This is a genomic window from Caulobacter segnis, assembly GCF_003243465.1.
GTDB classification, from domain to species: domain Bacteria; phylum Pseudomonadota; class Alphaproteobacteria; order Caulobacterales; family Caulobacteraceae; genus Caulobacter; species Caulobacter segnis_A.
The window spans coordinates 79,592-104,810 of record NZ_QFQZ01000001.1 but is presented as its reverse complement, the minus strand read 5'-3'; the positions used below and the strand labels follow the sequence as shown (position 1 = coordinate 104,810).

27 protein-coding genes are annotated in these 25,219 nt (G+C 68.6%); 18 read left to right on the top strand and 9 right to left on the bottom strand.

Features of this window, described 5'->3' with window-relative positions:
• Nucleotides 1-130 precede the first annotated feature (130 nt).
• Together DI526_RS00505 and DI526_RS00500 are read left to right on the top strand one after the other, a co-directional pair.
• Complete coding sequence (locus DI526_RS00505; protein WP_304272724.1) at nt 131-691, top strand: DUF1003 domain-containing protein; 561 nt, start codon at nt 131-133, stop codon at nt 689-691.
• Nucleotides 688-1,593, top strand: coding sequence for a carbon-nitrogen hydrolase family protein (locus tag DI526_RS00500; RefSeq protein WP_304272721.1), 906 nt, complete (start codon nt 688-690; stop codon nt 1,591-1,593). The genes DI526_RS00505 and DI526_RS00500 overlap by 4 nt, the downstream gene beginning before the upstream one ends.
• Here DI526_RS00500 and DI526_RS00495 read toward each other — a convergent pair.
• Nucleotides 1,590-1,940 carry a DUF3147 family protein gene (locus tag DI526_RS00495; protein WP_304272718.1) on the bottom strand — a complete coding sequence of 117 codons (351 nt, stop codon included), beginning with the start codon at nt 1,938-1,940 and terminating at the stop codon, nt 1,590-1,592. The genes DI526_RS00500 and DI526_RS00495 overlap by 4 nt on opposite strands.
• A 100-nt stretch (nt 1,941-2,040) precedes the next feature.
• On the opposite strand from DI526_RS00495, the gene DI526_RS00490 reads away from it, so the two are divergent.
• Together DI526_RS00490 and DI526_RS00485 are read left to right on the top strand one after the other, a co-directional pair.
• Nucleotides 2,041-2,658 carry a DJ-1/PfpI family protein gene (locus tag DI526_RS00490; protein WP_304272715.1) on the top strand — a complete coding sequence of 206 codons (618 nt, stop codon included), beginning with the start codon at nt 2,041-2,043 and terminating at the stop codon, nt 2,656-2,658.
• 65 nt (nt 2,659-2,723) lie between these two features.
• Nucleotides 2,724-2,888: a hypothetical protein gene (locus DI526_RS00485; protein WP_304272712.1), complete on the top strand. Its 165-nt coding sequence runs from the start codon at nt 2,724-2,726 to the stop codon at nt 2,886-2,888.
• A gap of 4 nt (nt 2,889-2,892) precedes the next feature.
• On the opposite strand, the gene DI526_RS00480 is transcribed toward DI526_RS00485, so the two are convergent.
• On the bottom strand, nt 2,893-3,834 hold the full coding sequence (locus tag DI526_RS00480; protein ID WP_304272709.1) for a GlxA family transcriptional regulator: 942 nt from the start codon (nt 3,832-3,834) through the stop codon (nt 2,893-2,895).
• 96 nt (nt 3,835-3,930) lie between these two features.
• On the opposite strand from DI526_RS00480, the gene DI526_RS00475 reads away from it, so the two are divergent.
• Nucleotides 3,931-4,611: a DJ-1/PfpI family protein gene (locus DI526_RS00475; RefSeq protein ID WP_304272705.1), complete on the top strand. Its 681-nt coding sequence runs from the start codon at nt 3,931-3,933 to the stop codon at nt 4,609-4,611.
• 156 nt (nt 4,612-4,767) lie between these two features.
• Here DI526_RS00475 and ygiD read toward each other — a convergent pair whose 3' ends face one another.
• Nucleotides 4,768-5,538: a 4,5-DOPA dioxygenase extradiol gene (gene ygiD / locus DI526_RS00470; RefSeq protein ID WP_304272702.1), complete on the bottom strand. Its 771-nt coding sequence runs from the start codon at nt 5,536-5,538 to the stop codon at nt 4,768-4,770.
• Nucleotides 5,539-5,724: 186 nt separating this feature from the next.
• Between ygiD and DI526_RS00465 the strand changes: the two genes are divergently transcribed.
• The 5 genes from DI526_RS00465 (at nt 5,725) to DI526_RS00445 (ending at nt 11,974) form a co-directional block, all read left to right on the top strand.
• Nucleotides 5,725-6,801 carry an acyltransferase family protein gene (locus DI526_RS00465; protein WP_369691863.1) on the top strand — a complete coding sequence of 359 codons (1,077 nt, stop codon included), beginning with the start codon at nt 5,725-5,727 and terminating at the stop codon, nt 6,799-6,801.
• A 217-nt stretch (nt 6,802-7,018) separates the two neighbouring features.
• On the top strand, nt 7,019-7,393 hold the full coding sequence (locus DI526_RS00460) for a hypothetical protein (protein ID WP_304272699.1): 375 nt from the start codon (nt 7,019-7,021) through the stop codon (nt 7,391-7,393).
• A gap of 49 nt (nt 7,394-7,442) precedes the next feature.
• Complete coding sequence (locus DI526_RS00455) at nt 7,443-8,216, top strand: tyrosine-protein phosphatase (RefSeq protein ID WP_304272697.1); 774 nt, start codon at nt 7,443-7,445, stop codon at nt 8,214-8,216.
• A 347-nt stretch (nt 8,217-8,563) separates the two neighbouring features.
• Nucleotides 8,564-11,650: a TonB-dependent receptor gene (locus DI526_RS00450; RefSeq protein ID WP_304272694.1), complete on the top strand. Its 3,087-nt coding sequence runs from the start codon at nt 8,564-8,566 to the stop codon at nt 11,648-11,650.
• A 171-nt stretch (nt 11,651-11,821) separates the two neighbouring features.
• The gene (locus DI526_RS00445) at nt 11,822-11,974 is read left to right on the top strand and encodes a hypothetical protein (protein WP_304272691.1); all 153 of its coding nucleotides are present in this window, start codon (nt 11,822-11,824) and stop codon (nt 11,972-11,974) included.
• Here DI526_RS00445 and DI526_RS00440 read toward each other — a convergent pair.
• A complete protein-coding gene (locus DI526_RS00440) occupies nt 11,971-12,642 on the bottom strand; it encodes a phosphatase PAP2 family protein (RefSeq protein ID WP_304272689.1) in 672 nt (223 codons plus the stop codon). The genes DI526_RS00445 and DI526_RS00440 overlap by 4 nt on opposite strands.
• 147 nt (nt 12,643-12,789) lie before the next feature.
• On the opposite strand from DI526_RS00440, the gene DI526_RS00435 reads away from it, so the two are divergent.
• Both DI526_RS00435 and DI526_RS00430 read left to right on the top strand, forming a co-directional pair.
• The gene (locus DI526_RS00435) at nt 12,790-13,503 is read left to right on the top strand and encodes an HAD family hydrolase (RefSeq protein WP_304272687.1); all 714 of its coding nucleotides are present in this window, start codon (nt 12,790-12,792) and stop codon (nt 13,501-13,503) included.
• A gap of 146 nt (nt 13,504-13,649) precedes the next feature.
• On the top strand, nt 13,650-14,204 hold the full coding sequence (locus tag DI526_RS00430) for an SH3 domain-containing protein (protein WP_304272684.1): 555 nt from the start codon (nt 13,650-13,652) through the stop codon (nt 14,202-14,204).
• Between the two features lie 106 nt (nt 14,205-14,310).
• On the opposite strand, the gene DI526_RS00425 is transcribed toward DI526_RS00430, so the two are convergent.
• The 3 genes from DI526_RS00425 to DI526_RS00415 form a co-directional block, all read right to left on the bottom strand.
• A complete protein-coding gene (locus tag DI526_RS00425) occupies nt 14,311-15,057 on the bottom strand; it encodes a DUF1330 domain-containing protein (protein WP_304272681.1) in 747 nt (248 codons plus the stop codon).
• 129 nt (nt 15,058-15,186) lie between these two features.
• Nucleotides 15,187-16,296: an aromatic ring-hydroxylating dioxygenase subunit alpha gene (locus DI526_RS00420; RefSeq protein WP_304272678.1), complete on the bottom strand. Its 1,110-nt coding sequence runs from the start codon at nt 16,294-16,296 to the stop codon at nt 15,187-15,189.
• 66 nt (nt 16,297-16,362) lie between these two features.
• Nucleotides 16,363-17,841: a M20 family peptidase gene (locus tag DI526_RS00415; RefSeq protein WP_304272676.1), complete on the bottom strand. Its 1,479-nt coding sequence runs from the start codon at nt 17,839-17,841 to the stop codon at nt 16,363-16,365.
• Between the two features lie 232 nt (nt 17,842-18,073).
• On the opposite strand from DI526_RS00415, the gene DI526_RS00410 reads away from it, so the two are divergent.
• Complete coding sequence (locus DI526_RS00410; RefSeq protein ID WP_304272673.1) at nt 18,074-18,394, top strand: hypothetical protein; 321 nt, start codon at nt 18,074-18,076, stop codon at nt 18,392-18,394.
• A gap of 47 nt (nt 18,395-18,441) precedes the next feature.
• Here DI526_RS00410 and DI526_RS00405 read toward each other — a convergent pair whose 3' ends face one another.
• Complete coding sequence (locus DI526_RS00405; RefSeq protein WP_304272670.1) at nt 18,442-19,230, bottom strand: hypothetical protein; 789 nt, start codon at nt 19,228-19,230, stop codon at nt 18,442-18,444.
• Between the two features lie 116 nt (nt 19,231-19,346).
• Nucleotides 19,347-20,630, bottom strand: coding sequence for a crotonyl-CoA carboxylase/reductase (gene ccrA / locus DI526_RS00400; RefSeq protein ID WP_304272669.1), 1,284 nt, complete (start codon nt 20,628-20,630; stop codon nt 19,347-19,349).
• 263 nt (nt 20,631-20,893) lie between these two features.
• Here ccrA and DI526_RS00395 point away from each other — a divergent pair, with 263 nt between their 5' ends.
• From DI526_RS00395 to DI526_RS00375, 5 genes are all read left to right on the top strand, one after another.
• Entirely contained in the window at nt 20,894-21,625 is a 732-nt protein-coding gene (locus DI526_RS00395; RefSeq protein ID WP_304272666.1) for an enoyl-CoA hydratase/isomerase family protein, read from the top strand.
• Nucleotides 21,622-21,990, top strand: coding sequence for an antitoxin of toxin-antitoxin stability system (locus DI526_RS00390; RefSeq protein ID WP_304272664.1), 369 nt, complete (start codon nt 21,622-21,624; stop codon nt 21,988-21,990). The genes DI526_RS00395 and DI526_RS00390 overlap by 4 nt, the downstream gene beginning before the upstream one ends.
• Nucleotides 21,987-22,271: a type II toxin-antitoxin system RelE/ParE family toxin gene (locus DI526_RS00385; RefSeq protein WP_304272662.1), complete on the top strand. Its 285-nt coding sequence runs from the start codon at nt 21,987-21,989 to the stop codon at nt 22,269-22,271. Before DI526_RS00390 ends, DI526_RS00385 begins: the two co-directional genes overlap by 4 nt.
• Before the next feature lie 130 nt (nt 22,272-22,401).
• Nucleotides 22,402-24,390: a protein meaA gene (locus DI526_RS00380; RefSeq protein WP_304272660.1), complete on the top strand. Its 1,989-nt coding sequence runs from the start codon at nt 22,402-22,404 to the stop codon at nt 24,388-24,390.
• A 31-nt stretch (nt 24,391-24,421) separates the two neighbouring features.
• Nucleotides 24,422-25,192, top strand: a complete 771-nt coding sequence (locus DI526_RS00375) for a hypothetical protein (RefSeq protein WP_304272659.1) — start codon at nt 24,422-24,424, stop codon at nt 25,190-25,192.
• Nucleotides 25,193-25,219 lie beyond the last annotated feature (27 nt).

Below are 25,219 nucleotides of genomic sequence, written 5' to 3'. Positions count from 1 at the left end.
CCCTCCCATATCTTTGTTATCGCTGATCAGATGCCGAGCGGCGCAAAGGGTCAAGGCGCGGTCGCGCGATCTTGCCAGGCTTGGCCATAGGCGGGAAAGATTCCGCCACGATCAGCCCTCGAGTCCCCGCATGACCCGCCAACATCTCGACCAGCTCGCCATCGACCTGCTGGGGCGTCCCTATGACGAGCTCAACGATGTCCAGAAGCGGGTCATCGACCTGATCCTGGCCGAGCAGCCGTCCGACCCGCGAATGCTGCTGGACGAGGAGGGCACGTTCTGGACGCGCCTGGCCGACCGGGTGGCGGCGGTGGGCGGCTCCTGGGGCTTCATCGGCGGCTTCGCCCTGGCGCTGTTCCTATGGATGGGCTGGAACGTCTTTGCGCGCGGCCGAGGCCTGGCCTTCGACCCCTATCCGTTCATCTTCCTCAATCTGCTGCTCTCGACCCTGGCGGCCATCCAGGCGCCGGTGATCATGATGAGCCAGAACCGCCAGGCGGCGAAGGATCGCCTGACCGCCGAGCACGACTACGCCGTCAACCTGCGGGCCGAGCTGGAGATCATGCGGGTGATGGACAAGCTGGACGACCTGCGCAGCGCCGAACTGATGGTCCTGTGCCGCGAACACGCCGAGCGTCTGGCCCTGCTGCAGGACGAGGTGACGCGGCTGCGGGCGGAGCGGGGCGTGTGAGGGTCGCGACCGCCCAATTCGCTGTCTCGGCCGACGTCGACGCCAACTTGGCGGCGATCGCGCGGCTGATGCGCCAAGCCAAAGCGGCGGGCGCCGACGTCGCGCATTTTCCGGAAGGCGCGCTGTCGGGCTATGCGGGCGTCGACTTCGAGCGCTTAGACGGGTTCGACTGGCCGCGCCTGGAGGCGGCGACACGGCGGGTCATGGCCCTTGCCGGCGAGCTGGGACTCTGGACTATCCTGGGCTCGGCCCATCGCCGGTCCGACGGACTTAAGCCGCACAACTGCGCCTATGTGCTCGACGCCGCTGGGGCGCTGGTCGATCGCTATGACAAGAGGTTCTGCGCGGGCGACCCGGCGGGGATGACCGGAGATCTGGCTCACTACACGCCTGGCGACCATTTCGCGGTGTTCGACATCACGGGCGTGCGCTGCGGCGTCCTGATCTGCCATGACTATCGCTATCCCGAGCTCTACCGCGCCTATCATCGGCTGGGTGCGAGGATGATGTTCCATGGCTTCCATGCGGGCGGGCTGTCGGCCGAGCGGTTCGCGGCGATGGAGGCGGGCGTCGGTCGACACGTCCTGACCGGGGGGACCACCTTGCCTGGGATCACCATGCCGGCCGGCATGATAGCGGCGGCCTCGAACAACAACATGTGGATCAGCTGTCCGAACTCGTCGGCGCCGCGCAGTTGCTGGCCGTCTTTCTTCGTCCGCCCCGATGGTGTGATCACCGGCGCGCTGGAGGCCGAGTCGGAGGGGCTTCTGGTTTCCGAGGTCGATCTGGCGGCGGATATTTACGACAGCACGGTCGCCTGGCGCGACCGGGCGATCGACGGGGTGCTGCACTCGGGCGAGCTGATCGAGGACGCGAGGTCGCGGGACCGGACGACGCTTTAGAGCTTCAGCCCCAGCCGCGGTCCGACCCAGACCATGGCCGCGTAGAGCGCCATGGTCAGCAGGCACCCCGCCGTCAGCGCGGCCCAGAACGGCGCGCCGCGCTTCAGCATCGCCGGGATCAGCAGGAACATGGGCAGGGACGGCAGCACAAACCAGAAGGTTCCCGTCGCGTGGTCGGCCAGGCGGATGGGATCGTGGGTGTCGCGCCACAGCCAGATCATGCCCAGCACCGAGACCAGCGGCAGCGACGCCACGAGTCCGCCAAGGCCGGGATAGCGCTTGGAAATCTCCGCCACGGCGGCGACGATCACGCCCGAGACGGCGGCCTTGGTCACGAGATAGAGCATGGCGCCAGCCTGAACCGATCCGAAGATCCCGCCAAGTCCGCCGGTGACGCGCCGGGTGGGGCGTGTCTATGCTCGTCCCTCGGCTTTCGGGAGACCCCCCATGCGCATCGCGGTGCTGACCTTCGACGGCTTCAACGAGCTCGACTCGTTCGTGGCCGCCGCGATCCTGAACCGCATGAAGGCCAAGGGCTGGACGGCGCAGATCGCCTGTCCCACCCAAACCGTGACCTCGATGAACGGCGTGACGATCCAGCGCCAGCAGCCTCTGGAATTCGCCGCCGAGGCCGATGCGGTGCTGATCGGCAGCGGGATCAAGACGCGCGAGGTCGCCGCCGACGTGGCCTTGCTCTCGCGCATCCAGCTGGATCCGGCGCGCCAACTGATCGGCGCCCAGTGCTCGGGGACGCTGATCCTGGCCAAGCTGGGTCTCGTCGGCGACCTGCCGGCCTGCACCGACCTGACCACCAAGCCCTGGGTCATCGAGGCCGGCGTCCAGGTGCTGGACGCGCCGTTCGTGGCGCACGGCAATGTCGCCACGGCGGGCGGGTGCCTGGCCTCGCAATACCTCGCCGCGTGGATGATCGCCCGCGTCGCCGGACGGGCGGAGGCGGAGGAGGCGATCCGCTACGTCGCCCCGGTCGGCGAGAAGGAGGCCTATGTCGAGCGGGCGCTGGCGGCCGTCTCGCCGTTCCTGCCCGCCCGGGCCGACGCCGCATGACGCACGTCGGAACGGACCCGCGCCTCGGGCCTTAGATTTTCCACCTATTGCGTGGGAGATTTCCGATGAGCGAACCGACCGAAGACAAGTCCCAGGACGCCCTGGCCGAGGCCTCGACCGATCGCCAGGACCAGGGCGACATCGCGGCCGACGACGCCGGGGCCACGGCGATCGGCCACCGCGTCCAGGCGGCGCTGGAGGAAGACGACGACGTCCACTGCACGGACTGAACGGCTACCCCGCCTTCGCCGCCCGTCGCAGCGCCTGCGGCGGCTGGCCGAAGGCGCGCAGGAACGCGCGCCGCATCCGCTCCGGATCGCCGAAGCCGGTCTCCAGCGCGACGTCCTCGACCTGCAGCGGTCCGCTGTCCAGCAGGGCCCGGGCCGCCTCGACACGCAGGCGCTCAATCGCCTTGGCGGGGGTGACGCCGGTCTCCTGGGCGAACAGGCGAGCGAAGTTGCGCGGGCTCATCGCCGCGCGGTCGGCCAGCTGCTCGACGCTGAGCGGCTCGGCGAGGTTCTGACGCGCCCACGACAGCAGGGCGTCGAAGCGGCCGGGGCGCAGGTCTATCAGGGCCGAGTGCTGCGACTGGCCGCCGGGGCGATGGTGATAGACCACGAGCTGCTGGGCGGTGCGGCGGGCGATGGCCTCACCGAGGTCCGCGCCGATCAGGGCCAGCGACAAGTCGATGCCGGCGGTGATGCCGGCCGAGCTCCACATCTTGCCGTCCTGGATCCAGATGCGGTCAGGCTCGAGCCGGATGTTCGGATAGCGCCGCTGGAAGTCCTGGGTCCGGCTCCAGTGGGTGGTGGCGCGCTTGCCGTCCAGCAGACCCGCCTCGGCCAGGACGTAGGTTCCCGAACAGACCGAGGCGACGCGGCGGGCTTCGCGCCCGACCTTGCGGACGAAGGCCAGGGTCTCGGGACAGGATGCAGGCGCCTTCACCGTGTCGCCGCCCGAAATCAGCAAGGTGTCCAGCATCGGCGCCGAGTCGAGGGGCTTCGTCTGGATAACGAGACCCGAGGAGCTCGGTGTCGGCTCGCCCCGCAGCGACAGGAAGTGCAGACTATAGGCGCCCGGCGAAAACCGCCCGCCGATCTCGAACGCCGCGATCGGTCCGGTGGCGTCCAGTAGCTGGAAGCCCGGATAGACGAGAAAGCCGATCGCGCGGGTCATGCGGAGCGCCTTGGCTGAATCCGTGGGAACTATGTCATTTCAGCCGGAGGCTAATCGAACCATGTTCTCCGCGTCAATCGTGACGGAGACAACCGCATGAGCCAGACTCTCTCCATAGTGATCGCCCTGTTCCCGGGCGTGACCCACCTGGACTTCACCGGCCCGCATCAGGTGCTGTGCCGCCTGCCCGGCGCCAAGGTCACGGTCGCCAGCCTGGCCGGCGGCGAGATCGAGGCCGATGGCCTGGTCTTCGCCCACCTGCCGATGCTGTCGGACATCGAGACCTGCGACGTGCTGATCGTGCCCGGCGGCTTTGGAACCACCGAGGCGATGGGCGATCGCGACTTTATCGCGGAGATCCGCCGGCTGGCGGACGGCGCGCGCTATGTCTGTTCGGTCTGCACCGGCTCGCTGGTGCTCGGCGCGGCGGGCCTGCTGAAAGGCAAGCGCGCGGCTTGCCACTGGGCGTGGCGCGACCAGCTGGCGCTGTTCGGCGCGATCCCCGATCCGTCGCGCGTGGCGCGGGACGGGCGCTACATCACCGGCGGCGGGGTGACGGCCGGCATCGACTTCGCCCTGACCCTGATCGCCGAGCTGGCCGGCGACGCGGTGGCGCAGGGGATCCAGCTGGCGGTGGAATACGCGCCCGCCCCGCCGTTCGACTCCGGACGCCCCGAGACCGCGCCGCCGCAGGTGCTGGAGCGGATCAGCGCGCTCTATGGCCAGGCCATGGACGAGCGGGTCGAGGCGGCGAAGCGGGCGGCGGCGGTGCTTTAAGCAAACCTTCCTCCCCCTCTGGGGGAGGGGGACCGGCGAACGCCGGTGGAGGGGGCTTGCCGCCGGCTCCGCGCCGCTTGCCGGACCCCCTCCGTCTCGATGCGTATTCGCATCGATCCACCTCCCCCTAATGGGGAGGAAGAATGGCGCCGCCCCTCACCCGACCTTCACCCCCGTCATCGAGATCGCCGCGAAGACGTCGTCGTTGAAGAAGCTGATCGGCTCATCCTCGCCCGCCGCGCCCAGCACATAGAGCAGCGGGAGGTAGTGCTCGGCGCTGTTGATCGAGGCCTCGGCGTCGGGGCCGAGGCTTCGCCAGTCGATCAGGGCGTCGTGGTCGCCGGCCAGGATCAGCGCCTTGGCCTTCTGGTTGAAGCGGTCGGCCCAGGGCGGGGCTTTCGGGCGGCGGAAGTCGGCGGCGCGCAGGTTGTGGACGATGTCGCCGCTGCCCAGGATCATCACGTCCTCATCGCGGAGCGGGGCCAGGCGACGGCCGGCCTCGTAGTGCCAGCGGTCGGGACGCCCGCGATCCAGGCTGAGCTGGACCACGGGGATGTCGGCGTCGGGATACATCGGCCGCAGCACGCCCCAGGCCCCGTGGTCGAGGCCGCGCGTCGGGTGCTGCACGACCGGATCGGGCGAGAGCAGCTCGGCCACCCGCGCCGCCAGGGCCGGATCGCCGGGCGCGCGGTACTGGACATCGAACAAGGCCTGCGGGAAGCCGCCGAAGTCGTGGATCGTCTCGGGCGCCGGCGAAGCGCTGACCGCCGAGGCGCCGCGTGTCTCCCAGTGGGCGCTGACCATCAGGATCGCCTTCGGGCGAGGAAGCTCGCGTCCCAGGCGCGCCCAGTCGCGGCTCCAGGCGTTGTCCTCAATGGCGTTCATCGGCGAGCCGTGGCCGAGGAACAGGACGGGCGTGCGGGACATGGTCGGGCTCATCAGAAACAATTGGAGTTACAGATAGGCGGCGTGCGGCTAGGTCGCAACCGCGGGCCGTCACGGAGCCTTTCCCGGCGCGGGCGGCTTTGGTATGCGCGGGCGGTGACCGCGCCGCTTACCCCGTCCGCCTCGACCTCGTCGGAAACCGCGCCTGCGCCCGCCGGCAAGGCGGCCGTGCGCGGCGGCGCCTTGGATTTCCTGCGTTTCCTCGCCTCGCTGCTGATCGTGCTCTACCACTACGGCGCCGAGAGCCCGATGCGGATCGAGCGCTTCGCCCAGGTGTTCTCGCGCGGGTTCCTGGCCACCGACTTCTTCCTGATGCTGTCGGGCTATGTGCTGGGCCGCGCCTATGGCGGCTCGGTGCTGAGGGGGCATATCAGCACGCCCCGCTTCTGGGCTCGCCGGGCGGCGCGGGTGTGGCCAGGGCATCTCGTGGTGCTGGCCATGCTGGCCGTGCTGGTGCTGGCCCTGAACAGCTTCGGCACCGACGCCCACAAGCCCAGCCGCTTCGCCTGGGACCAGCTGCCGACCCAGGCCCTGCTGATCCACGCCTGGGGCTTTCCCAGCGACGGCTGGAACCTGCCCAGCTGGTCGCTGTCGGCGCTGATCGTCTGCTACGCCCTGTTCCCGACGTTCTGGCGCGGCGTCAGCAAGATCCGCCACGCCTGGCTCTTGCCGCTGATCGGCCTTGCGATCCTGACGGCCTTCGAGGTGCTGGCCGAGGTCGTGTTCAAGCACGCCCTGGCCGACCTGCAGTTCCAGTACGGCGTGATCCGGGCCTTGCCGCTGTTCATCCTGGGCGTCTGCCTGGCGCGGACGGTCGACCTGCGCTGGCCCTCGGAGCGCGCGGCCAAGGGCCTCTTGTGGGGCGGCGTCGTCCTGCTGGTCGTCACCCAACCGCTGGACCGCTACGCCCTGCCCGACGAGTGGATGTTCGACGCGCCCTCGCTACTGGCCATCGCCATGATCGTGCTGGGCGCCGGCCGCCTGCCGGTCAAGCGCCCCCGCGCCTGGATCGAGGAGGGCGCCAAGCTGTCCTTCGCCCTGTTCATCACCCACATCTTCGTCGGGGTGATCTATTGGAGCGCCGTCCACAAGCTGATCGACACCGTGCCGATCGGCATCGGCTGGCAGTGGCTGATGTGGCTGGCGGGCTTCCCCCTGGCCTATGGCGCGGCGTGGCTTTTCCACACCTATGTCGACCAGCCGCTGCAGGATCGGATCCAGCCTCTGCTCAGAAAGTCCTCTTAAGATCCGACCTCCCCGGCGAATGCCGGGGCCCAGATCCATCCGGATCGGCTTGAGGTTTCGCGCCTGCCGTCTTGCCCAGCCGGCGCCTTGAGCGAATTCGATCTGGACCCCGGCATTCGCCGGGGAGGTCGGGTTAATTTCAGTTCCCGGTGGTCTCTGAGCGTCCGACGCCCGTTCGCAATCGTAACGGCGTTATCCTAGGCCTTCGGAGAACCCCATGCTGGCGCTGCTGCTTGCCGTTTCACTCCAGGCGGCCGCGCCGCTGGCGCCGCTGGCCGGCGACTGGGTCGTCGACCTCTCGGCCAAGCCCGAAGAGCCCTATTTCAAGGGCATGAGCCTGCGTCTTGAGCCCGACGGCCGCGTGACCGGCAGCTTCTACGACAGCGAGATCCAGGCCGGACGTTGGAAGACCGCGAAGGGCCGCACCTGCGCCAGTTTCCGGACCACGGACGGCCAGGGACCGTATCACACCAGCGTCTGCCAGGCCGCCGACGGCCTGGAAGGCCAGACCTGGGCCGAGCACCGCAACTTCGTCTTTCTCTGGCGCGCCAAGCCGGCCACCGAGGCGGACCGCAAGGCCAAGTGGTGGTGACGCCGCGTCCCTCTCGCCATCCGCCCGCGAGGCCGCTAAATCCCCCGGCATGACCAGACTGATCCCCCTGCAAGGCGTCGAGAACTTCCGCGACTTCGGCGACTACGCCGCGGGGGTGGGGCGGCTGAAGAAGGGCGTGCTGTTCCGCGCCGCCCACCAGGCCGAGGCGACCGACGAGGATCTCGAGGCCCTGGCGGCGCTGGGCATCGTCACCCTGGTCGACCTGCGTCGGCCCAACGAGCGCGAGCGTTCGCCGTCGCGCCGCTGGAACGGCTTTTCGGCCCAGGTGATCGACAACGACCTGGGCGTGACCGGGACCGATCCGTGGATCGAGTTCATCACCAGCACGGATCTGACCGAAGACGCCGTCCACGACTACATGGACGAGTACTATCGCCGCCTGCCGTTCAAGGCGCGGCACATCGACCTCTTCCGCCGCTTCTTCCTGGCGCTGGCCGAAGGCAAGGGCCCGGCGCTGATCCACTGCGCGGCGGGCAAGGACCGGACGGGCGTGCTGGCGGCCCTGACCCACCACATCGCCGGCGTCGCCGACGACGACGTGATCGACGACTACCTGCTGACGAACGATCCGACGCGCTTCGACCGCCGCGGCCACGTCTTCATGGACCACATCCAGGACCTGACCGGCCGTCGGCCCGACGAGGCGGCCATGCGGGCGGCCATGGGCGTCGAGGCGCGCTACCTGGCCGCCGCCTTCGCGGTGATCAAGGCCGAGTGCGGCTCGCTGGACGGCTATCTGGAGCAGGTCGTGGGCCTGGACGCCCCCGCCCGCGAGCAGGTGCGGGCCCACATCCTCCTTTAGGGATCTGCTCCGCAAAGCCGGAGAACCGACACCCTGACGGGCGCCGGCGCCTGCACGGCGCGGCGTCACCTGTTGGGCGCGCGTGCGTCTGACCAAGCCTTACCCACATCGGAACCCGCCCGTTTGGAGGCGAGGAGCACCGTGGCGCCGGCGCCGCAGTGGCCTACCAAAGGTCGGACACGGGTCGGATAACGAGGTCTGACCACGTTGACAGGCGAGGACATACCTCGTACCCCTTTCATTGTGACCGCTACCACTGCCTTCCGGCGGGGCGTCAGGCTCAAAAGAGTCGGCGGGTCGCGGCGAACAACGAACTGGCGCTCGGCGCCGACCTTAGGGGGAGAAACATGCGGACTACGCCACAAAACCGTTCCGCCCATCGTCTGGCTTTGATCGGCGCGACCTGCCTGACCACTTTGAGCATCGGTCAGGCCGCTTACGCCCAAACCGCCGCGGCCCAGGCCCCGGCGTCGAACGACGCCGTCGAAGAGATCGTCGTCACCGGCTACCGCAAGAGCCTGGCGCAATCGACGGTCGCCAAGCGCGAGACCACCGGTTTCGCCGACGCCATCTTCGCCGAAGACATCGGCAAGTTCCCCGACTCGAACATCGCCGAGTCGTTCAACCGCATTCCCGGCATCACCATCACCCGCGACATCACGGGTGAAGGCGTCAACGTCGCCATCCGCGGCCTGGGCAGCAACTTCACCAACGTGACCCTGAACGGCGCCTCGATCGCCGTGGCCTCGTCGGGCGCGACCGACGCGCAAGGCACCGACCGCTCGGTCGACCTCAGCTTCTTCCCGACCGACCTCTTCACCAAGCTGACGGTCAACAAGAGCTACTCGGCCAGCCTGCTGGAAGGCGGCGCGGCGGGTAACATCGACATGCGCTCGGCGCGTCCGTTCGATCGTCCCGGCCAGCACCTGACCATGAACGTCCAGGGCGTGAAGCCGGACGGCGCCAAGCTGGGCGGCAAGGGCTCGCTGATCGCCAGCAAGACCTGGGACAACTTCGGCGTCCTGTTCGGGGTTTCTGGCCAGCGCCTGCATACCGACACGCGCGGCTACGAGACGATCGGCTTCACCAATCCGAACCTGTCGGCGGCCCAGTGCGGCGCGACGAGCGGCTGTAACGCCACCCTCGGCGGTAACTGGACGATCCCGGCCACGGTGCCGGTCGGCGCGGGCGCCGGCCTGGTGGCCGGCACGGTCATCGACCGCGACTTCCTGCTGTCCAAGAACCCCGGCGCGACGATCCAGCAGATCGACAACGGCCTGTTGCCGCGCCTTGGCCGTCCGTCGGCCGAATACGGCAGCCGCGACCGGATCAATCTGGTCGGCAGCCTGGAATGGCGTCCGAACGACGACATGAAGTTCTACCTGGACGGGATGTACGGCTACAAAAAGAACGATCTGCTGCGCGAGGACATCGCCTGGATCGTTCGCAACGGCGCGATCATCCCGACCAACACCAAGTACGACAAGACCGACTGCTCGGCCGGCTGCACGGTCACCTCGGGCACCTACGCCAATTCGCAGTTCTTCCTGGAATTCCGTCCCTATCTCGAAAAGACCGAGCTGTGGGGGATCAATCCGGGCGGCGAATGGCAGATCACCGACAAGCTGAAGGTCGAGGCCCAGGCCAACTACACCAAGAGCAACTTCCACCGCGAAAGCCCGACCTTCGGTCCGGTGACCGCGCTGGGGGTCGGCACGACGGTGGACTACACCTACAACCCGAACGGCCCGCCGACGATCAAGCCCAGCATCGACCTGAACAACCCCGCCAACTACGTCTGGACCGGCGGTCGCCTGAACATGCAGGACGAGAAGCGCTGGTACGAGACCAAGGGCGCGCGCGCCGTGGTCACCTGGGGCGATGACCGCCTGAACCTGAAGTTCGGCGCCAACTACGACGACGTCTCGCGCACCATCCGCGGCTACGACAACACCGGGCCGTGGCAGAACGCGACCTGCGGCAACAATCCCAACATCAACCTCTCCTCGCCCAACAGCGGCCCGCCCTGCCAAGGCCTGAACCAGCCGGGCGCCGCGCCGGCCGGCTATCCGACCTATCCGGGCTATGGCACCGGCGCGACCGCCGGCCAGACGGGCACGCTGACCTACGCCGGCTCGCTGATCCCGACGACCAGCCTGGCCAGCTACCTGAAGCCCGGTCCGGCCGGCTGGGTGACGGTCGACTGGGACAAGGTCAAGCAGGCGACCAACTACCAGGCGCTGCACGACGTCTATAACGAGAGCGGCGGCTCCAACACCGGCGCCAGCGGCGGCTACATCAACGAGAAGAACAGCGCGGCCTACACCGAGCTGAACGGCGTGACGCAAGTGCTGGAAAGCGACCTGCGCTACAATGTCGGCGTCCGCTACGTCCACACCAAGCAGACGATCGGCGGCCGCGTCTCGCTGGCCGATCCGCGCAACACCCTGCCGGGCGGCGCCCAGCTGCCGGACGGCGCGCGCTATCCGAACGTCGTGAACTTCGTCTACACCGAGAACACCTATTCGAAGTGGCTGCCGGCCGCGAACCTGGCCTATGACGTCGGCGAGCACGCCGTGGCCCGCGTCGCGGTCTCGGAAACCATGACCCGTCCGGATCCGGCCGCCCAGCTGCCGGGCGTGTCCTTCGGCGCCCCGTCGGCCGACCAGGCCACGATCGGCAACTCGGCCCTGAAGCCCTACTTCTCGAAGAACCTCGACCTGGGCTTCGAACTCTACACCGGCCAGGAAGGCGTGATCGCGGTCAACGCGTTCCGCAAGTCGCTGACCGGCTTCACGACCAACAACGTCGTCACCCTGCCGTTCACGGCCCTGGCCCAGTACGGCATCACCTACGACACCATCAACGACACCCAGAAGACGGCCATCAACGCGCGTGGCGGCCCGACCCAGGCCCAGGTCCAGGTCCAGTCGCAGATCAACGTGCCCAACAAGCTGACGATCAACGGCCTGGAATTCCAGTGGGTCCAGCCGCTGGACTTCCTGACCAGCCAGTTCGGCGTCGAGGGCCTGGGCTTCAACGCCAACGCCACGATCGTCGACCAAACCAGCAACGGTCCGGCGATCGCCTACGGCGTGGCCAAGTACACCTACAACCTGACGGGCTACTACGAGCACAACGGCGTCAGCCTGCGCCTGAGCCACGTGTTCCGGAAGGGCTCGCAGTCCAGCGGGACCAACCAGAACGGCATCAGCGCCGCCGCCCTGTTCTCGGACGACTACAAGCAGACCGACTTCTCCTCGAGCTACGACCTGGAGAAGATTCTCGGCATGAAGAACGCGCCGCAGCTGACCTTCAACGTGACCAACATCACCAACGAGAAGCTGCGCTCGCACTTCCAGTACGACAACGCGACGTTCACCTACTACAAGCCCGGCCGCCAATACGTCGTCGGCCTGCGGATGAGCTTCTAAGGCTCGTTCAAGACCGGTCCGGGCTCTTCGGAGTCCGGACCCTCGCATCTCCCCCAAGACCATCTGGCCCGGCCTTGCGCCGGGCCTTTTCTTTGCCGGCGAGCCAATCTGTCGCAGCGCCTAGGCGCGGCGCGGTTCCGAGACGTTAACGAGGATCGTGGCAGGGTGCGGGTGAAAGGACGCCCCCGCATGATCCCCACGCCGCCGCCCGAACTGTTCTCCGCCACCCGCATGGCCCTGGTCGTCGCGGAGGCGCTGGTCGGCATGGTGTTGTCGGCCGCGGTGCCCGTGAGTCTGGTGGTCTTCGCCGTCCTGACGTTCTAGCGCCGGCGCCCGGCCAGCCAGCAGGTCGCCGCCCAGGCCGAACCGGCCGCCCATCCCCCCAGCACATCGTTCGTCCAGTGGACGCCGAGGAAGATCCGGCTGAAGCCGACGCAGGCGGCCGTGGCCGCGCCGGTCGCCAGGCCGAAGGCGCGCAAGGTCGTGGTCTTCGCGCCCTGAGCGAACAGGATGCCCAGCGACATGAAGGTCGCGGCGGACAACAGCGCGTGGCCGCTGGGAAAGCTCTCATTGGTCGCCTCGGCGACGCGGTACTCGGCCGGCGGGCGGCTGCGCTTGAACAGGTTCTTCAAGCCTTCGCTGAGCGCCAGAGCGCCGCCGAAGACCCCGACCGTCAGCAGCGCCTCGCGGCGCTTTCCGGCGAGCGCCAGGCCGCCCGCCGTGACCGCCGTGATCCCCGTCAGGACGGTGATCCCGCCCAGGGCGCTGGTCTCGGTGAGGCTTTCCTTGAGCCACTTGGGACCGACCGGATCGCCGGGATCTCCGCCCGAGCGAAGGGCCTTGAGGATTTTCCAGTCGGTCGCCTGGCCGTCGGCGTCGTTCTGGTCGTCGGCGACATCCTGGAAGATGGCGAGGGCGGCGCCGACGACGATCAGGGCGCCAAGGGCGAAACGCTCCGAGCGGGGATTCATCAGGTGCGAGGATTGCGTCATGCAGCGACAATGTCCTGAAGGCTTCGCCGTTCCGGGCCGGCGCGCCGGCGTATCGCCGTTCGCGCCGGATGCTGCTAACTCAGCCGTCCAGGGAGGCGAGGGCGTGGCCCGCGTCGCCAGACCAGGCCGTCGAAACGTAAGAAGACCATGACCAGCATCACCACCGTCGGCGTCGACGCCGACGACACGCTCTGGCACTGCGAGAGCCTGTTTCGCCTGTCGCATCAGCGCTTCCTGGACCTGCTGTCCGAGCACGGCGATCCCGAGAAGATCGAGGCCCAGCTGACCGCCGTCGAGAAGCGCAACCTCCGGGTCTACGGCTACGGGGCCAAGGGCTTCACCCTGTCGATGATCGAGACGGCGCTGGAGGTCACCGACGGCGCGGTCGACACCCGGGTGATCCGCGAGATCCTGGCCGTCGGCCGCGAAATGCTGACCGAGCCGATCGAGCCGCTGCCCGGCGTCGAGAACGCCCTGTCCCAGCTGTCGGACCGCTATCGCCTGATCCTGATCACCAAGGGGGATCTGCTGCACCAGGAGCAGAAGCTGGCCTCGTCGGGCCTGGGCGACTACTTCGTGGCCGTCGAGATCGTCTCCGAGAAGGACGCCGGCACCTACCGCCGGGTGTTCGACCGCTACGGCACGGGGGCCGGGCAGGCGGTGATGGCCGGCAATTCCATGCGCTCGGACATCCTGCCGGCGCTCGAAGCCGGCTGCTGGGGGGCCCTGATCCCTTACCCGCTGGTCTGGTCGCATGAGGCGGCCGACGCGCCCGTCGGCCACGATCGGTATGTCGAGCTGGGAAGCATCAGCGAGCTGCCGGCGTGGGTAGATAGCGTCTCGAAATCCCGCCCGGCCTGAGCGCGGCGCGGGGCGCCCCAACTTTTTTCCAACATGAACGAACTCTGTCAGTCGGGTCGCCGACACCGTTCAGCTTCACCCTGTCATGGTCTGTCTCACGGGGTTGATGACCCCGGACACATTCCAAGGGACGAAGGAGTTCTCTCATGTTTGGCACCAAGACCAAGACCATCACCCTGACCCTGGGCGCCGCCGCGGCGGCCCTGAGCATGAGCGTCGCGCCGCAAGCCAGCGCCGGCGTCACGGGCTGCAAGGCCTCGGGCGGCAAGCAGGAGGTCGGCGCCCTGATCGGCGGCCTCGTCGGCGGTCTGGCCGGCAACCAGATCGCCGGCAAGGGCGATCGCGGGACGGGCACGGCCATCGGCGCCCTGGTCGGCGCCGGCGCCGGCTCGGCGATCGGCTGCGACATGCAGAAGACCCGGGCCGAAAAGGCGGTCGGCGGCGTCTACAAGTCGGGCGGCTACCGCTACGCCCAGAACGTCGACGCCGCGCCGCTGGTCAAGGTGGGCCACAAGTACGTCGCCCGCTCGACCCTGAACCTGCGCTCGGCCGCCTCGACCCGCGCGCCCCGCCTCGGCGCGGTGAGCTCGGGCGAGACCTTCCAGGCCCTGGGCCGCACCGGTGACGGCAAGTGGATCCTGGTCGGCCAGGACGGCGTCGGCGTCGGCTACGTCTCCAGCGCCTACGTCTACCGCGCCTAACCCGTCCTAACGGGTTGAGTTTTCGGGACGCGACCGAACCCGTCCCTCAAGGCGCGTTCCGAGGAGAGAGCCCGTCCGGCCCCCGCCGGGCGGGCTTTTTCACGTCTTAGCGCTTGGCGGGTGTGATCCTGACCACGGACCATTCGCCGGTGGTCTTCCGGATTTCCGACAGTCGGCGATATTCCGGGCTGTTCCAGAAGGCGTCTAGAGCCGCGACGTTCGGAAATTCGACCAGCACCATGCCCTGGTTGGGCCAATCGCCCTCCAGCAGCTCTATGCCTTCTCGACCGGTGCGAACCAGGAACTTGCCGCCGTGCTGCGCGACCACGCTGGGCGCGAAGGGCGCGTATTCCTTCAGGAACTTTTCCCGGTCGGTGAGGTGCGGCAGGAAGATCAGATAGGCGCTGTCGGGGCCCATGTCCGAGGTCGCGCCGCCATCGACCTTCACCACGTCGAGATAGGCGCCGCCCATACGAATCTTGCGCGCCTGCTGATAGGCGTCGCTCCACCAGAACTGGTTGATCTTCTGCTCATTGGGGAAGCGGGCGATCAGCGTGAACCGAGGCGTCCAGCCACCTTCTAGCACGCTCAGATTCAAGCCCGGAAGACCGACGACGAACCGGTCGTAGTCGTATTGGCGGATCACCTTCAACATGGCCGGCTGATAGGCCTGCTGGATGGCGGCGTCCTTGTACCAGCCGCTGACGACCAGATAGCCGGGAGCCGTCGCGGTGGACGGCGCGGCTGGCGCGGCCGGGCTCGCGACGGGCGCGGCGACTTGGGCCGTGGCGACCCCGCCGCTCAGGATCAGAAACGCCGACGCGAGGGCGGCCCGGATTTTGGATATGCGCATGCGACTGGCTCCGCTGAGGCATGGGATGCGACCGCCCTGCCAGAAAAGGCTGCGGACATACCAATGTTCAGTGAGGGGTCGCCGCCAGTTGGATAGCTCACCCGCGTGGAACGTCGGGGATGGAGCGCCTCACGTCCGCCAGCGCAGCGTCTGTTCTTTCACCGGATTGCGGAATGGGCGGCCCTCGAGGCGGCTGCCGGCCCATTCGCGCTTGCATTGGTGGTACCAGCGGGCCTGGGCGTCGGCGTCGCCGACCCACATCAGCGGCGGATTGTGCTTCAGGCCCGGGCTCTGGCAGTCGACGATCTTGCCGTCCTGCCGCAGGAAGTCGCGGGCGGCGAGGCGGAGGATCGGATAGAGGGCCACGAACGCCCAGTGGTCCGACCAGATGATCTGGTTCATCCGGGTCTTGCCGGCGTTGATCGGGGTCATGGCCGACAGGGCCAGGACCTGGCGCTCGCCCACCGCCACATGCTCCCAGCGCAGGGCCGGCAGGCGGAAGGTGATCTCGGTCAGCGGCTCGCCGCCCAGAATGGCGTAGGCCTTGGAATTCTTCGAAGGTTCGTGCCGCACCATCGTGAAGCCGGCCTCCGACGGACGGAAGGTCTTCCTCTTTTCGTGCTGGCTGGACTTGGTGCGCCACCACCATTGCTGGTGGACATAGGGGCCGTGGGCCGGGTCGATCAGGCCCAACACCGCGTGGTCGACATGGACGTCGTAGTCCAGCCGGTCGACCAGCTTGGGCTTGCCGCCGACGACGCCGGGGATGGTCGGCGGCGGCTCGGGCGGGGAGGCGGCGCGGCGCGGGTCCGAAGCCATCCAGATCCACACCAGGCCCTGTTGCTCGACCACCGCATAGCGCCGCACTCGGACCTTGGAGAGGTCGAACTCGCTGTCGGCCGTCAGCGACGGGATCGCCTTGCAGGCCCCGTCCGAGCCGAAGCGCCAGCCGTGATAGGGACATTCGATGCTGTCGGTCCCGTCGGCTTCGCGATGCACCCGGCCGGCCGAGAGGGCGGCGGCGCGGTGCGGGCAGAGGTCGCCGATCGCATAGGCCTCGCCCTTGCGAGTGCGGCCCATCAGGACCGGCTCGCCGAGGAACTCCTGCTTGGCCGTCTTGCCGGGCTTCAGGTCGGGCGACAGGCAGGCCACGTACCAGGCGTCGCGGACGAAGCCCTCGCCGAAGCGGTCGGGCAGCTTGGCGGCGCGGCTCAGAATCTGGGCGTCGTCGGCGGGCATCGGCGGGTTCCGGACAGAGAAGGTCTTATGGCGGACGATTGCGACAATCGTGCTTAAGCTTACCGATCAACGCGACGCGGCGGTCTCGACCAGCCGCTGGTAGAACCGAACCATCCGCTCGACATTGGCGAGCGTCAGATGCTCGTTGGTCCCGTGGATGATCTTGGTCTCGTCCACCTTCAGCACCAGCGGCTGGAAGCGATAGACGTCGCTGGCCACCCCGCCCATGTAGCGGCTGTCGGTGCCGGCGGTGACCAGGCCCGGCACGACCGGCGCCTCGCTCTCGTCGCCGGCCAGGCCGGCCAGCAGCTTCCAGGCCTCGGAGCTGGTCGAGGAAACCGCCGACGGCTCGTCGGGCGTCTTGCTCCAGGACAGCTGGACCGGCAGGTTTCCGACCGCCCCCTTGGCCTTGGCCATCACGCTGGCCGAGGTGTCGCCGGGGGCGATGCGGTAGTTGATCCAGGCCGTGGCGTCCTGCGGCAGGACGTTCTCCTTGGGCGAGCCCTTCAGCATGGTCGGGGCGATCGTGGTGTGCAGCATGGCCGCCCCGGCCGGGCTCTTGGCCGTCACCGACACCAAGAGCGGCGAGAACAGCCAGGTGTTGGCCGCGAACACCTTGACCACCGGCGGCGCGTGCGGGGCGATCGCCTTCAGCATGTCGGCGCCGGGGCCCTGGAACTTCAGCGGGAAGCCATGGTCGTGGATGGCCTCGACGGCGCGGGCCAGGGTGACGACGCCGCCGCCGTCCTGGGGCGGGGCCGAGGAGTGGCCGCCGGCAGCCGGGGCCACGACCTTCATCGTCGCATAGCCCTTTTCGGCCGTGCCGATGATGGCGGCGGGCTTGCCGGTGACCGGGTGGTCGGCGACCACGGCCATGCCCTCGTCCAGCACGAACTGGGCCTTGATCCCGCGCGACTTCAGCAGGGCCGCCGCGGCGCGCGCGCCGACGCCGCGCACCTCCTCGTCATGGCCGCTGACCACGATGATGGTGCGCAGCGGCTTGAAGCCGCCGGCGGCCACCGTCTCCAGCGCCTCGAACAGGGTGACCAGCGAGCCCTTGTCGTCGATCGAGCCGCGGCCCCAGACCGCGCCCTCGGCGATCACCCCGTCGAACGGGGCGTGCTTCCACTGGCCCTCGCTGCCCGGCGTCACCGGCACCACGTCCTGGTGCGCCATCAGCACGATGGGCGGCAGGGCGGGGTTCGAGCCGGTCCAGGTATAGACCAGGGTGTGGTCGGCGATGACCTCGCGGGTCATGACGCTGTGGGCCTGCGGATAGGTCGCCTGCAGCCAGGCGTGCAGCTTGTCCCACTCGGCCGGCTGGTCCTCGGCGCGGTCCTGGTGGCTGACGGTCTGGAAGCGGACGGCCTGGGCCAGGTGGTCGGCGGCGCGGACGACGTCGACCGGGCGCGCGGCCGCCAGGCGGACCGAGGCCGGATCGGCCTGGGCCGGCGCCTTGAACGTGGCGGTGCGAACGGCGACCACGGCCGCCACCCCAAGCACCACGACCCCGGCCGTCAGCGCGGCCTTTCCTCCCCAGCCCATTCTTCTTAGCTCCCCGCGACCTTCCCCCGAAGATCGGCGACGACTGTGCGGCGGGGCGGGAGTTCTGGCAATCGCCGTGCGGCAAGAATCTATCCACAGGGTGGGCGCAAAGGGTCGCGGCCGGGCCTATGAACGCCCGTAGTTTTCGGAGTGCGACCCAAGCCTTTCAAGGGCTTACGGGAAAACGCAGGTTTCCTACGCACGGTGTCCGCGGCCGCCTCAAACTGAGGGCATGACCCAAGCCGAACCCCGAACCTGGTGCGACCGCCTGCAGGCCAAGCTGATGAAGGCGATCGACGCCGCCTGGGAGACGATCGCCACCAGCGACGATCCCGCCGCCATCAAGCGCGCCCGCGAACGCGCCAAGGCCTGCGGTGACGTCGCGGCCCAGGCCCGCAAGATCGCCGCCATGACGCGCGTGGCGAGGCCGATGCGGCCTTCGGGTGGGGCGCCGCCGCCTGCCTTGCCGTTACCGACCGCCGAAAGCGCGGCGGAGACGCCGCCAGCGCGCGCGATCCACCGTCTAAAGGGCGGAGGACGGGCGCGGTTGTGAGCGCAGGCCGCTTGGCGCTGCGGCCGGGATGACACGATAGGGATGCTTCAGCGGCCCGCCAGCCAGGCCACGAAGCCCTTGGTGACCGCGCCCCAGCCGGGCTGCAGGTAGAGCGCTATCGCCAGCAGTTGCCAGCCGACCGCCCAGGCCGTGGCGATCGCCACCACCGGACGCACGCGGCCGCGCGTGACGAGGTCGTAGATGGGGACCAACAGGAGGGCGGGAATGCTGATGCTGTTGCCGATGATCAGCGAGCCGACGAAACTGCTTCCCAGGGTCTGGAGCGCTTCCGGACCGGCGATCAACAGGGTCCAGCGGCCAAAGCCGGCGTCGGCGACGGCGAGGGTGGCCAGCAGCATCAGCCGCTTGTGGGCGACGGCGTCGCGCCTGAAGCGATAGCCGGCGAAGATCAGCCCCGCGAAGCTGAGGATGTCGCTCATCGGCACGGCCAGGAACGCCGGATCGCTCTTGGGAGTCCCGAAATTATGAGCTTGCATGGAGAAGGCCGTGGCCGGTCCCAGCACCGCCATCACCGCCGCCACGCCCATGGCCCACAGGCCCAGGCGCCGGTGCAGGGCGACCTCGCGCCGGCGGACCAGCGCCACCTGGAGCGTGAACAGCACAAGCCAGCCGGTGAAGACGGCGGCGTGGACGTGGACGATCAGCGGATAGGACAGCTGGCCTTGCTGGGACAGCCGCAGCATCTCGCCCCCGAAGCCGGCGATCACGCCCAGCCAGACGAACCCGGTCATGGCCGGGAAGAACCAGGCGTCTCCGGCGTGGCGCGGCGCGAACGGCGCGGGCGCGCCCCGCGGCGTCGCGGCTTGGATGGTCATGTCAGGCGCCCCCCGGCGGTGATCAAACGCGCGCGCCCCTCAGGCGGGCGCTTGGGGCGCTATACCACCGAGGCGGGCGGCGCGCATCCGCCGGGCGCCGCCGACCTGACAGGGGGCTACCGCGCCCCGCTCAGCTCCTGCACTTCCTCCACCGTCCGCAGGCCCGGACGCTGGGCGCAGACCAGCACGGCCATGTTGCCGGGCAGGTGCTTGTTGGCCAGCATCTTCTCGTGCGCCGCCGGGATCTGGTCCCAGGGGAAGACCTCCGACAGGCAGGGGTCGACGCGGCGGTCGATGACCAGCTGGTTGGCGGCGCTGGCCTGCATCAGGTTGGCGAAGTGGCTGCCCTGCACGCGCTTCTGGCGCATCCACAGGAAGCGGGCGTCCATGGTCAGGTTGAAGCCGCTGGTGCCGGCGCAGATCACCACCATGCCGCCGCGCTTGACCAGGAACACCGAGACCGGGAAGGTCTGCTCGCCGGGGTGTTCGAACACCATGTCGACGTCGCGGTTGCCGGTGATCTGCCAGATCGCCTTACCGAACTTGCGGCTTTCCTTCATGTAGTCGTTGAACTCGGGGCCGTTGACCTTGGGCAGCTGGCCCCAGCAGTTGAAGTCGCCCCGGTTCAGCACCGCCTTGGCGCCCATCGACAGCACGAACTCGCGCTTGTCCTCGGATGAGACCACGCCGATGGCGTTGGCGCCGGCGACGGCGGCCAGCTGGGTGGCGAAGACGCCCAGGCCCCCCGACGCGCCCCAGACCAGCACGTTCTGGCCAGGCTTGAGCTCATGCGGCTTGTGGCCGAACAGCATCCGGTAGGCGGTGGCGAGGGTCAGGGTGTAGCAGGCGGCTTCTTCCCAGGTCAGGTGCTTGGGGCGCGGCAGCAATTGTCGGGATTGGACGCGGCAGAACTGGGCGAAGCTGCCGTCCGGCGTCTCGTAGCCCCAGATCCTTTGGCTCGCCGAAAACATCGGGTCGCCGCCGTTGCATTCCTCATCGTCGCCGTCGTCCTGATTGCAGTGGATGACGACCTCGTCGCCCAGCTTCCAGCGTTTGACCTTGGCGCCGACCTTCCAGACGATGCCCGAGGCGTCGGAACCGGCGATGTGGTAGGGCTGCTTGTGGCCGTCCAGCGGGCTGATCGGCTCGCCGAGCGCGGCCCAGACGCCGTTGTAATTGACGCCCGCGGCCATCACGAGGACCAGCACCTCGTCCTCGCCGATCTCCCAGGTGGGGACCACCTCGACCTGCATGGCGGTGGAGGGCGGACCGTGGCGCTCCTTGCGGATGCTCCAGGCGTACATCGTTTTCGGCACGTGGAAGGCCGGCGGGATCTCGCCGATTTCGTACAGGTCCTTCAGGACGGTCTTGTCCTGTATCGCAACGGACGTCGCGGTCATCATCTCACTCCCCGTTTCTTCGGCGCTGCAACAACGCTCGAAGACCAAACTTGGCTGCGCGCCCGGGTGGTGAAGGCGCGGAAAACACCTTCCCTTCGGGTCGTTTTTTGGCTTCCTGGCGCAAAAATCGGCCGGAAGACCTCTACGCTGAGACAGATGTTTGAAACTGGCAAGTAGAATCTTGTTGCGGCGCAACATCGACCGTCAGGGCGCCGTCGGGGGAAGGTTGCGGCGGGCGCGGCGCCGGGTCACGGTGGCCGCCGATGATCCATCTTTCCCATCCCCAACCTTCGATCGGCCTCGTCGAACTGGACGTGGCCCCGGCCAATGTCCTGGCGATGGACGAGCGCGCGCGGCTGCTAGAGGCCTTCGCCGCGATCGAGGCCGATCCAGCGGTCAGGGTGGTGGTGCTGACGGGCCGCAACGGCGCCTTCTGCACGGGCGACGACCTCGCCGAGTCGCTGACGCGCGACGTGGCGGCCCAGACGGCGGCGATCCTGCACTTTCTTTCGATGTGCGACCGCGTCGCCGCCTGTCCGCTGCCGGTGATCGCCGCGATCGACGGCTGGTGCATCGGCGGCGGGCTGGAACTGGCGCTCGCCTGCGATATCCGCCTGGCCAGCGACCGGGCCAGTCTCGCCTGCTCGGCGGTGCGGATGGGCCTGACGGCTTCTGCCGAGCGGCTGGTGAGGCTGGTCGGCGAGAGCCGCGCCAAGGTCCACCTGCTGACCGGCGCGCCGTTCGACGCGGCGCGGGCGTTGGCGGATGGGATCGTCGCCGAGGTCCACCCGGCGGCGGGGCTGCTGGACGCGGCCCTTGGGATGGCGCGGCTGATCGCCAGCCGCCCGCGCCACGCGGTGGCCGCGACCAAGCGCGTGGCGTCGGGGTTGACGACGACGGAAGCCGAAATCCCGGCCCTTGCCGCCACCGCTGATCACCGCGAGGCGCGCGAGGCGTTTGTGGGGAAGCGGGCGGCGGTGTTCGTGGGGCGGTGAACCGCCATTCGGAACAGTTGCCGGGCGCGAACAACGTCTATACGTTCTTAGTACCGATCGAGAGGCGATCCATGGGCAAGGACGCGGTTTTCACCCTCAAGCTCGAGGCGCAGTTGCGTGACGCCTTCCTGGCCGAGGCGCAGGCCGTGGACCGGCCCGCCTCGCAGATCGTGCGCGACCTGATGCGCGACTATGTGCGGCGTCAGCGCGAGGCGCGCGACCACGACGCGTTCGTTTGGTCGAAGGTCGAGGCGGGCCGCCGCGATCGCCTGGCTGGCGCGACGACGCCCAATGACGAGGTGGAGACCGAGTTCGCCGCGCGCCGCCGGGCGCTCGAGCAAGAGGCTGACGAGGCCGAGCGGTGAAGGTTCGCTGGACGGCCACCGCTCGGCTGGATCGTCTCGAAATCATGGACCACATCGCCAGCCACAGTCCGAGAGCGGCCTTGCGCATGGACCAACTGTTCTCGGACGCGGCGGCGGCCCTGGCCGAGTTTCCGTTGCGCGGGCGGCCAGGCTTGGTGGCGGGAACGCGAGAGGTGTTTCCGCACGAAACCTATCGGCTGGTCTACGAGCTCGATGGCGACACCGTGTGGATCCTGACCTTGCTTCACACCGCGCGGCGGTGGCCGGCGCCGCGAGAGTGATCCAACCGGCCTGGCTTCCCGGGTCTTCACCTCGGTTATTCGCACCCGCGAAATGCATATTGCGTCGCAGCAAATCCCGGCTCATGATCGCCGATAATCAAAGGCCGCCAGAGCCGACCCGGGAGCGATCATGACTTCGACGCCGCACCAGCATGCGCCCGATCCGCCGTGGATCTTCCGCACCTATGCCGGACACTCGACCGCCGAGAAGTCGAACGCGCTCTATCGGGCCAACCTCGCCAAGGGGCAGACGGGCCTGTCGGTGGCCTTCGACCTGCCCACCCAGACCGGCTACGACCCCGACCACATCCTGGCGCGGGGCGAGGTCGGCAAGGTCGGGGTGCCGATCAGCCATCTGGGCGACATGCGCGCCCTCTTCAGCGAGATCCCGCTGGAGAAGATGAACACCTCCATGACCATCAACGCCCCGGCCGCCTGGCTGCTGGCGATGTACGTCGCCCTGGCCGACGAGCAGGGCGCGGATCGCAGGAAGCTGCAGGGCACGACGCAGAATGATCTGATCAAGGAATATCTGTCGCGCGGCACCTACATCTTCCCGCCGGGCCCGTCGTTGCGGCTGATCGGCGACATGATCGCCTGGTGCTATCGCGAGGTTCCCAAGTGGAACCCGATGAACGTCTGCAGCTATCACCTGCAGGAGGCCGGCGCGACGCCGGAGCAGGAACTGGCCTTCGCCCTGGCGACCGCCATCAGCGTGCTCGACACCGTCAAGGCCGGCGGCCAGGTGCCCGACGAGGACTTCGAGATCGTCGCCTCGCGCATCAGCTTCTTCGTCAACGCTGGCGTGCGGTTCGTCACCGAGCTGTGCAAGATGCGCTCGTTCACCAAGCTCTGGGACCAGATCCTGCTGGAGCGCTACGGCGTCCAGGATCCCAAGGCCCGGCGCTTCCGCTACGGGGTGCAGGTCAACTCCTTGGGGCTCACCGAGCAGCAGCCCGAGAACAACGTCTACCGGATCCTGATCGAGGCCCTGGCCGTCACGCTCAGCAAGGACGCCCGCTGCCGGGCCCTGCAACTGCCGGCCTGGAACGAGGCCCTGGGGCTGCCGCGTCCTTGGGACCAGCAGTGGTCGCTGCGGCTGCAGCAGGTCCTGGCCTACGAGACCGACCTCTTGGAATACGAGGACCTGTTCGACGGCTCGCACGTGGTCGAGGCCAAGGTCGCCGAGCTGTCGAAGGGGGCGCTGGAGCAGCTCTCCCTGATCGACGAGATGGGCGGGGCCGCCAGTGCCATCGACTACATGAAGGGCCAGCTCGTCGCCTCCAACGCCAAGCGGGTGCGGGCCGTCGAGACCGGCGACCTGACCGTGGTCGGCGTCAACCGCTGGACCGAGACGGAAGCGTCTCCGCTGTCGGCGGGCGAGGGGGCGATCGAGACGGTGGACCCGAGGCTCGAGGCCGACGTCGTCGCCCGCATCAAGGCCTGGCGCGAGGCCCGCGACCCGGCCGCCGTCGAGGCCGCGCTCGCCGCCTTGAAGGCCGCCGCAGCCTCTGGCGCGAATATCATGGAGCCCTCGATTTCCGCCGCCAAGGCCGGCGTCACCACCGGCGAGTGGTCCGGCGCCCTGCGCGAAGTGTTCGGCGAATATCGCGGCCCGACCGGCGTCGCCGTCGTCGTCTCCACCGGCGAGGCCGAGGACGTCGAGGCGGTGAAGAAGGAGGTCGAGCGCGTCTCCCAGGTCCTGGGCCGCACGCTCACCTACCTGGTCGGCAAGCCGGGCCTGGACGGCCACTCCAACGGCGCCGAGCAGATCGCCACCCGCGCCCGCGCCTGCGGCATGGAGGTCGTCTATGACGGCATCCGCTCAACGCCCGAGGAGATCGTCCGCCGCGCCAAGGAGACCCGCGCCCACGTGATCGGCCTGTCGATCCTGTCGGGCTCGCACCTGGACCTCGTGCAGGAGGTCATCCGGGTGATGCGCGCCGAGGGGCTGGGCCACATCCCCGTCGTCGCCGGCGGCATCATCCCCGAGGCCGATGCTCTCGTTTTGAAGCAGATGGGCGTGGCGCGGATCTACACGCCCAAGGACTTCAAGATCACGCAGATCATGGGCGACGTGGTGAAGCTGGTGGAGGCGACCGCGCTGGCGGAGGCGTGACAAACCTGATGTGCGTGCCTAGATTGTATTCATGCCGCTATCGTCGTCCAGGCTTCGAACGATCCTCACCCCCGACCGCCTGGGCTGGGTAGGGGTCTGCGCCTTCGTGCTGGGCGCGTCGCTGATCTCCAACTGGCTCCAATCGCCGCTGGCCGAGCAGCGTCAATTTCCGTTCCTGTGGATCGCGGCTCCGCTTTGGGCTGGCGGCTGGTTGCTGACGCGCGACAAGGTCGAGGCGTGGCTGGGCCGCTTCAATCTCGACGGGACGGGCGCCTGGCTCACGACCCGGGCGGAACGGCTCCGGCGTCTGACCGCGCTGCCGTTCTGCGCCGTGGCTGTATTGGAGCTGGGCCTGATCGGTTGGGCCCTCTGGCGGCTGGGCGACGCGCCGCGTCTGGCCGTTTCGGCGGCGATCGTGCTGGCGCTGCTGGTGTTCATGATCGTCTTCATTTGGCGGACGTGGCGGGTGCGCCTGGAACTACGGATCGACGCGGCCGGTGTCTTCGCGCCCGCCTGGCGGCGAGCCTATGGCTGGGACGAGATCGCCTTCGCCGTCCAGCCGAACGGCGGCCGCGACCTGCGCCTCGTCCTGACCCCAGAGGCCGCCGAAAAGCATGGGTGCGCCGCCCTGTTGACCACGCCCCTTGGCCCCACCGGCCTCCAAGCGAACGAGGCCCTGGCCGCCTTGCGCACGACGCGGCCCGACCTGCCGATCCGGCCCTGGACCTCGAACGGCGTGGTCCTGCCGATCCGGGGCGCGACGGACGTGCCCGACACCGTCGAGGTCACGACCTACGGCTGAGGCCCGCCAGGCCGCGACATGGGGGAG

What these genes read in the sequence shown, in the direction of transcription:
- DI526_RS00505 (WP_304272724.1), top strand. Translation starts at nt 131, where the DNA reads ATGACCCGCCAACATCTCGACCAGCTCGCCATCGACCTGCTGGGGCGT.
- DI526_RS00495 (WP_304272718.1), bottom strand. Translation starts at nt 1,940, where the DNA reads ATGCTCTATCTCGTGACCAAGGCCGCCGTCTCGGGCGTGATCGTCGCC.
- DI526_RS00490 (WP_304272715.1), top strand. Translation starts at nt 2,041, where the DNA reads ATGCGCATCGCGGTGCTGACCTTCGACGGCTTCAACGAGCTCGACTCG.
- DI526_RS00485 (WP_304272712.1), top strand. Translation starts at nt 2,724, where the DNA reads ATGAGCGAACCGACCGAAGACAAGTCCCAGGACGCCCTGGCCGAGGCC.
- DI526_RS00480 (WP_304272709.1), bottom strand. Translation starts at nt 3,834, where the DNA reads ATGACCCGCGCGATCGGCTTTCTCGTCTATCCGGGCTTCCAGCTACTG.
- DI526_RS00475 (WP_304272705.1), top strand. Translation starts at nt 3,931, where the DNA reads ATGAGCCAGACTCTCTCCATAGTGATCGCCCTGTTCCCGGGCGTGACC.
- ygiD (WP_304272702.1), bottom strand. Translation starts at nt 5,538, where the DNA reads ATGTCCCGCACGCCCGTCCTGTTCCTCGGCCACGGCTCGCCGATGAAC.
- DI526_RS00460 (WP_304272699.1), top strand. Translation starts at nt 7,019, where the DNA reads ATGCTGGCGCTGCTGCTTGCCGTTTCACTCCAGGCGGCCGCGCCGCTG.
- DI526_RS00455 (WP_304272697.1), top strand. Translation starts at nt 7,443, where the DNA reads ATGACCAGACTGATCCCCCTGCAAGGCGTCGAGAACTTCCGCGACTTC.
- DI526_RS00450 (WP_304272694.1), top strand. Translation starts at nt 8,564, where the DNA reads ATGCGGACTACGCCACAAAACCGTTCCGCCCATCGTCTGGCTTTGATC.
- DI526_RS00440 (WP_304272689.1), bottom strand. Translation starts at nt 12,642, where the DNA reads ATGACGCAATCCTCGCACCTGATGAATCCCCGCTCGGAGCGTTTCGCC.
- DI526_RS00435 (WP_304272687.1), top strand. Translation starts at nt 12,790, where the DNA reads ATGACCAGCATCACCACCGTCGGCGTCGACGCCGACGACACGCTCTGG.
- DI526_RS00430 (WP_304272684.1), top strand. Translation starts at nt 13,650, where the DNA reads ATGTTTGGCACCAAGACCAAGACCATCACCCTGACCCTGGGCGCCGCC.
- DI526_RS00425 (WP_304272681.1), bottom strand. Translation starts at nt 15,057, where the DNA reads ATGCGCATATCCAAAATCCGGGCCGCCCTCGCGTCGGCGTTTCTGATC.
- DI526_RS00420 (WP_304272678.1), bottom strand. Translation starts at nt 16,296, where the DNA reads ATGCCCGCCGACGACGCCCAGATTCTGAGCCGCGCCGCCAAGCTGCCC.
- DI526_RS00415 (WP_304272676.1), bottom strand. Translation starts at nt 17,841, where the DNA reads ATGGGCTGGGGAGGAAAGGCCGCGCTGACGGCCGGGGTCGTGGTGCTT.
- DI526_RS00410 (WP_304272673.1), top strand. Translation starts at nt 18,074, where the DNA reads ATGACCCAAGCCGAACCCCGAACCTGGTGCGACCGCCTGCAGGCCAAG.
- DI526_RS00405 (WP_304272670.1), bottom strand. Translation starts at nt 19,230, where the DNA reads ATGACCATCCAAGCCGCGACGCCGCGGGGCGCGCCCGCGCCGTTCGCG.
- ccrA (WP_304272669.1), bottom strand. Translation starts at nt 20,630, where the DNA reads ATGACCGCGACGTCCGTTGCGATACAGGACAAGACCGTCCTGAAGGAC.
- DI526_RS00395 (WP_304272666.1), top strand. Translation starts at nt 20,894, where the DNA reads ATGATCCATCTTTCCCATCCCCAACCTTCGATCGGCCTCGTCGAACTG.
- DI526_RS00380 (WP_304272660.1), top strand. Translation starts at nt 22,402, where the DNA reads ATGACTTCGACGCCGCACCAGCATGCGCCCGATCCGCCGTGGATCTTC.
- DI526_RS00375 (WP_304272659.1), top strand. Translation starts at nt 24,422, where the DNA reads ATGCCGCTATCGTCGTCCAGGCTTCGAACGATCCTCACCCCCGACCGC.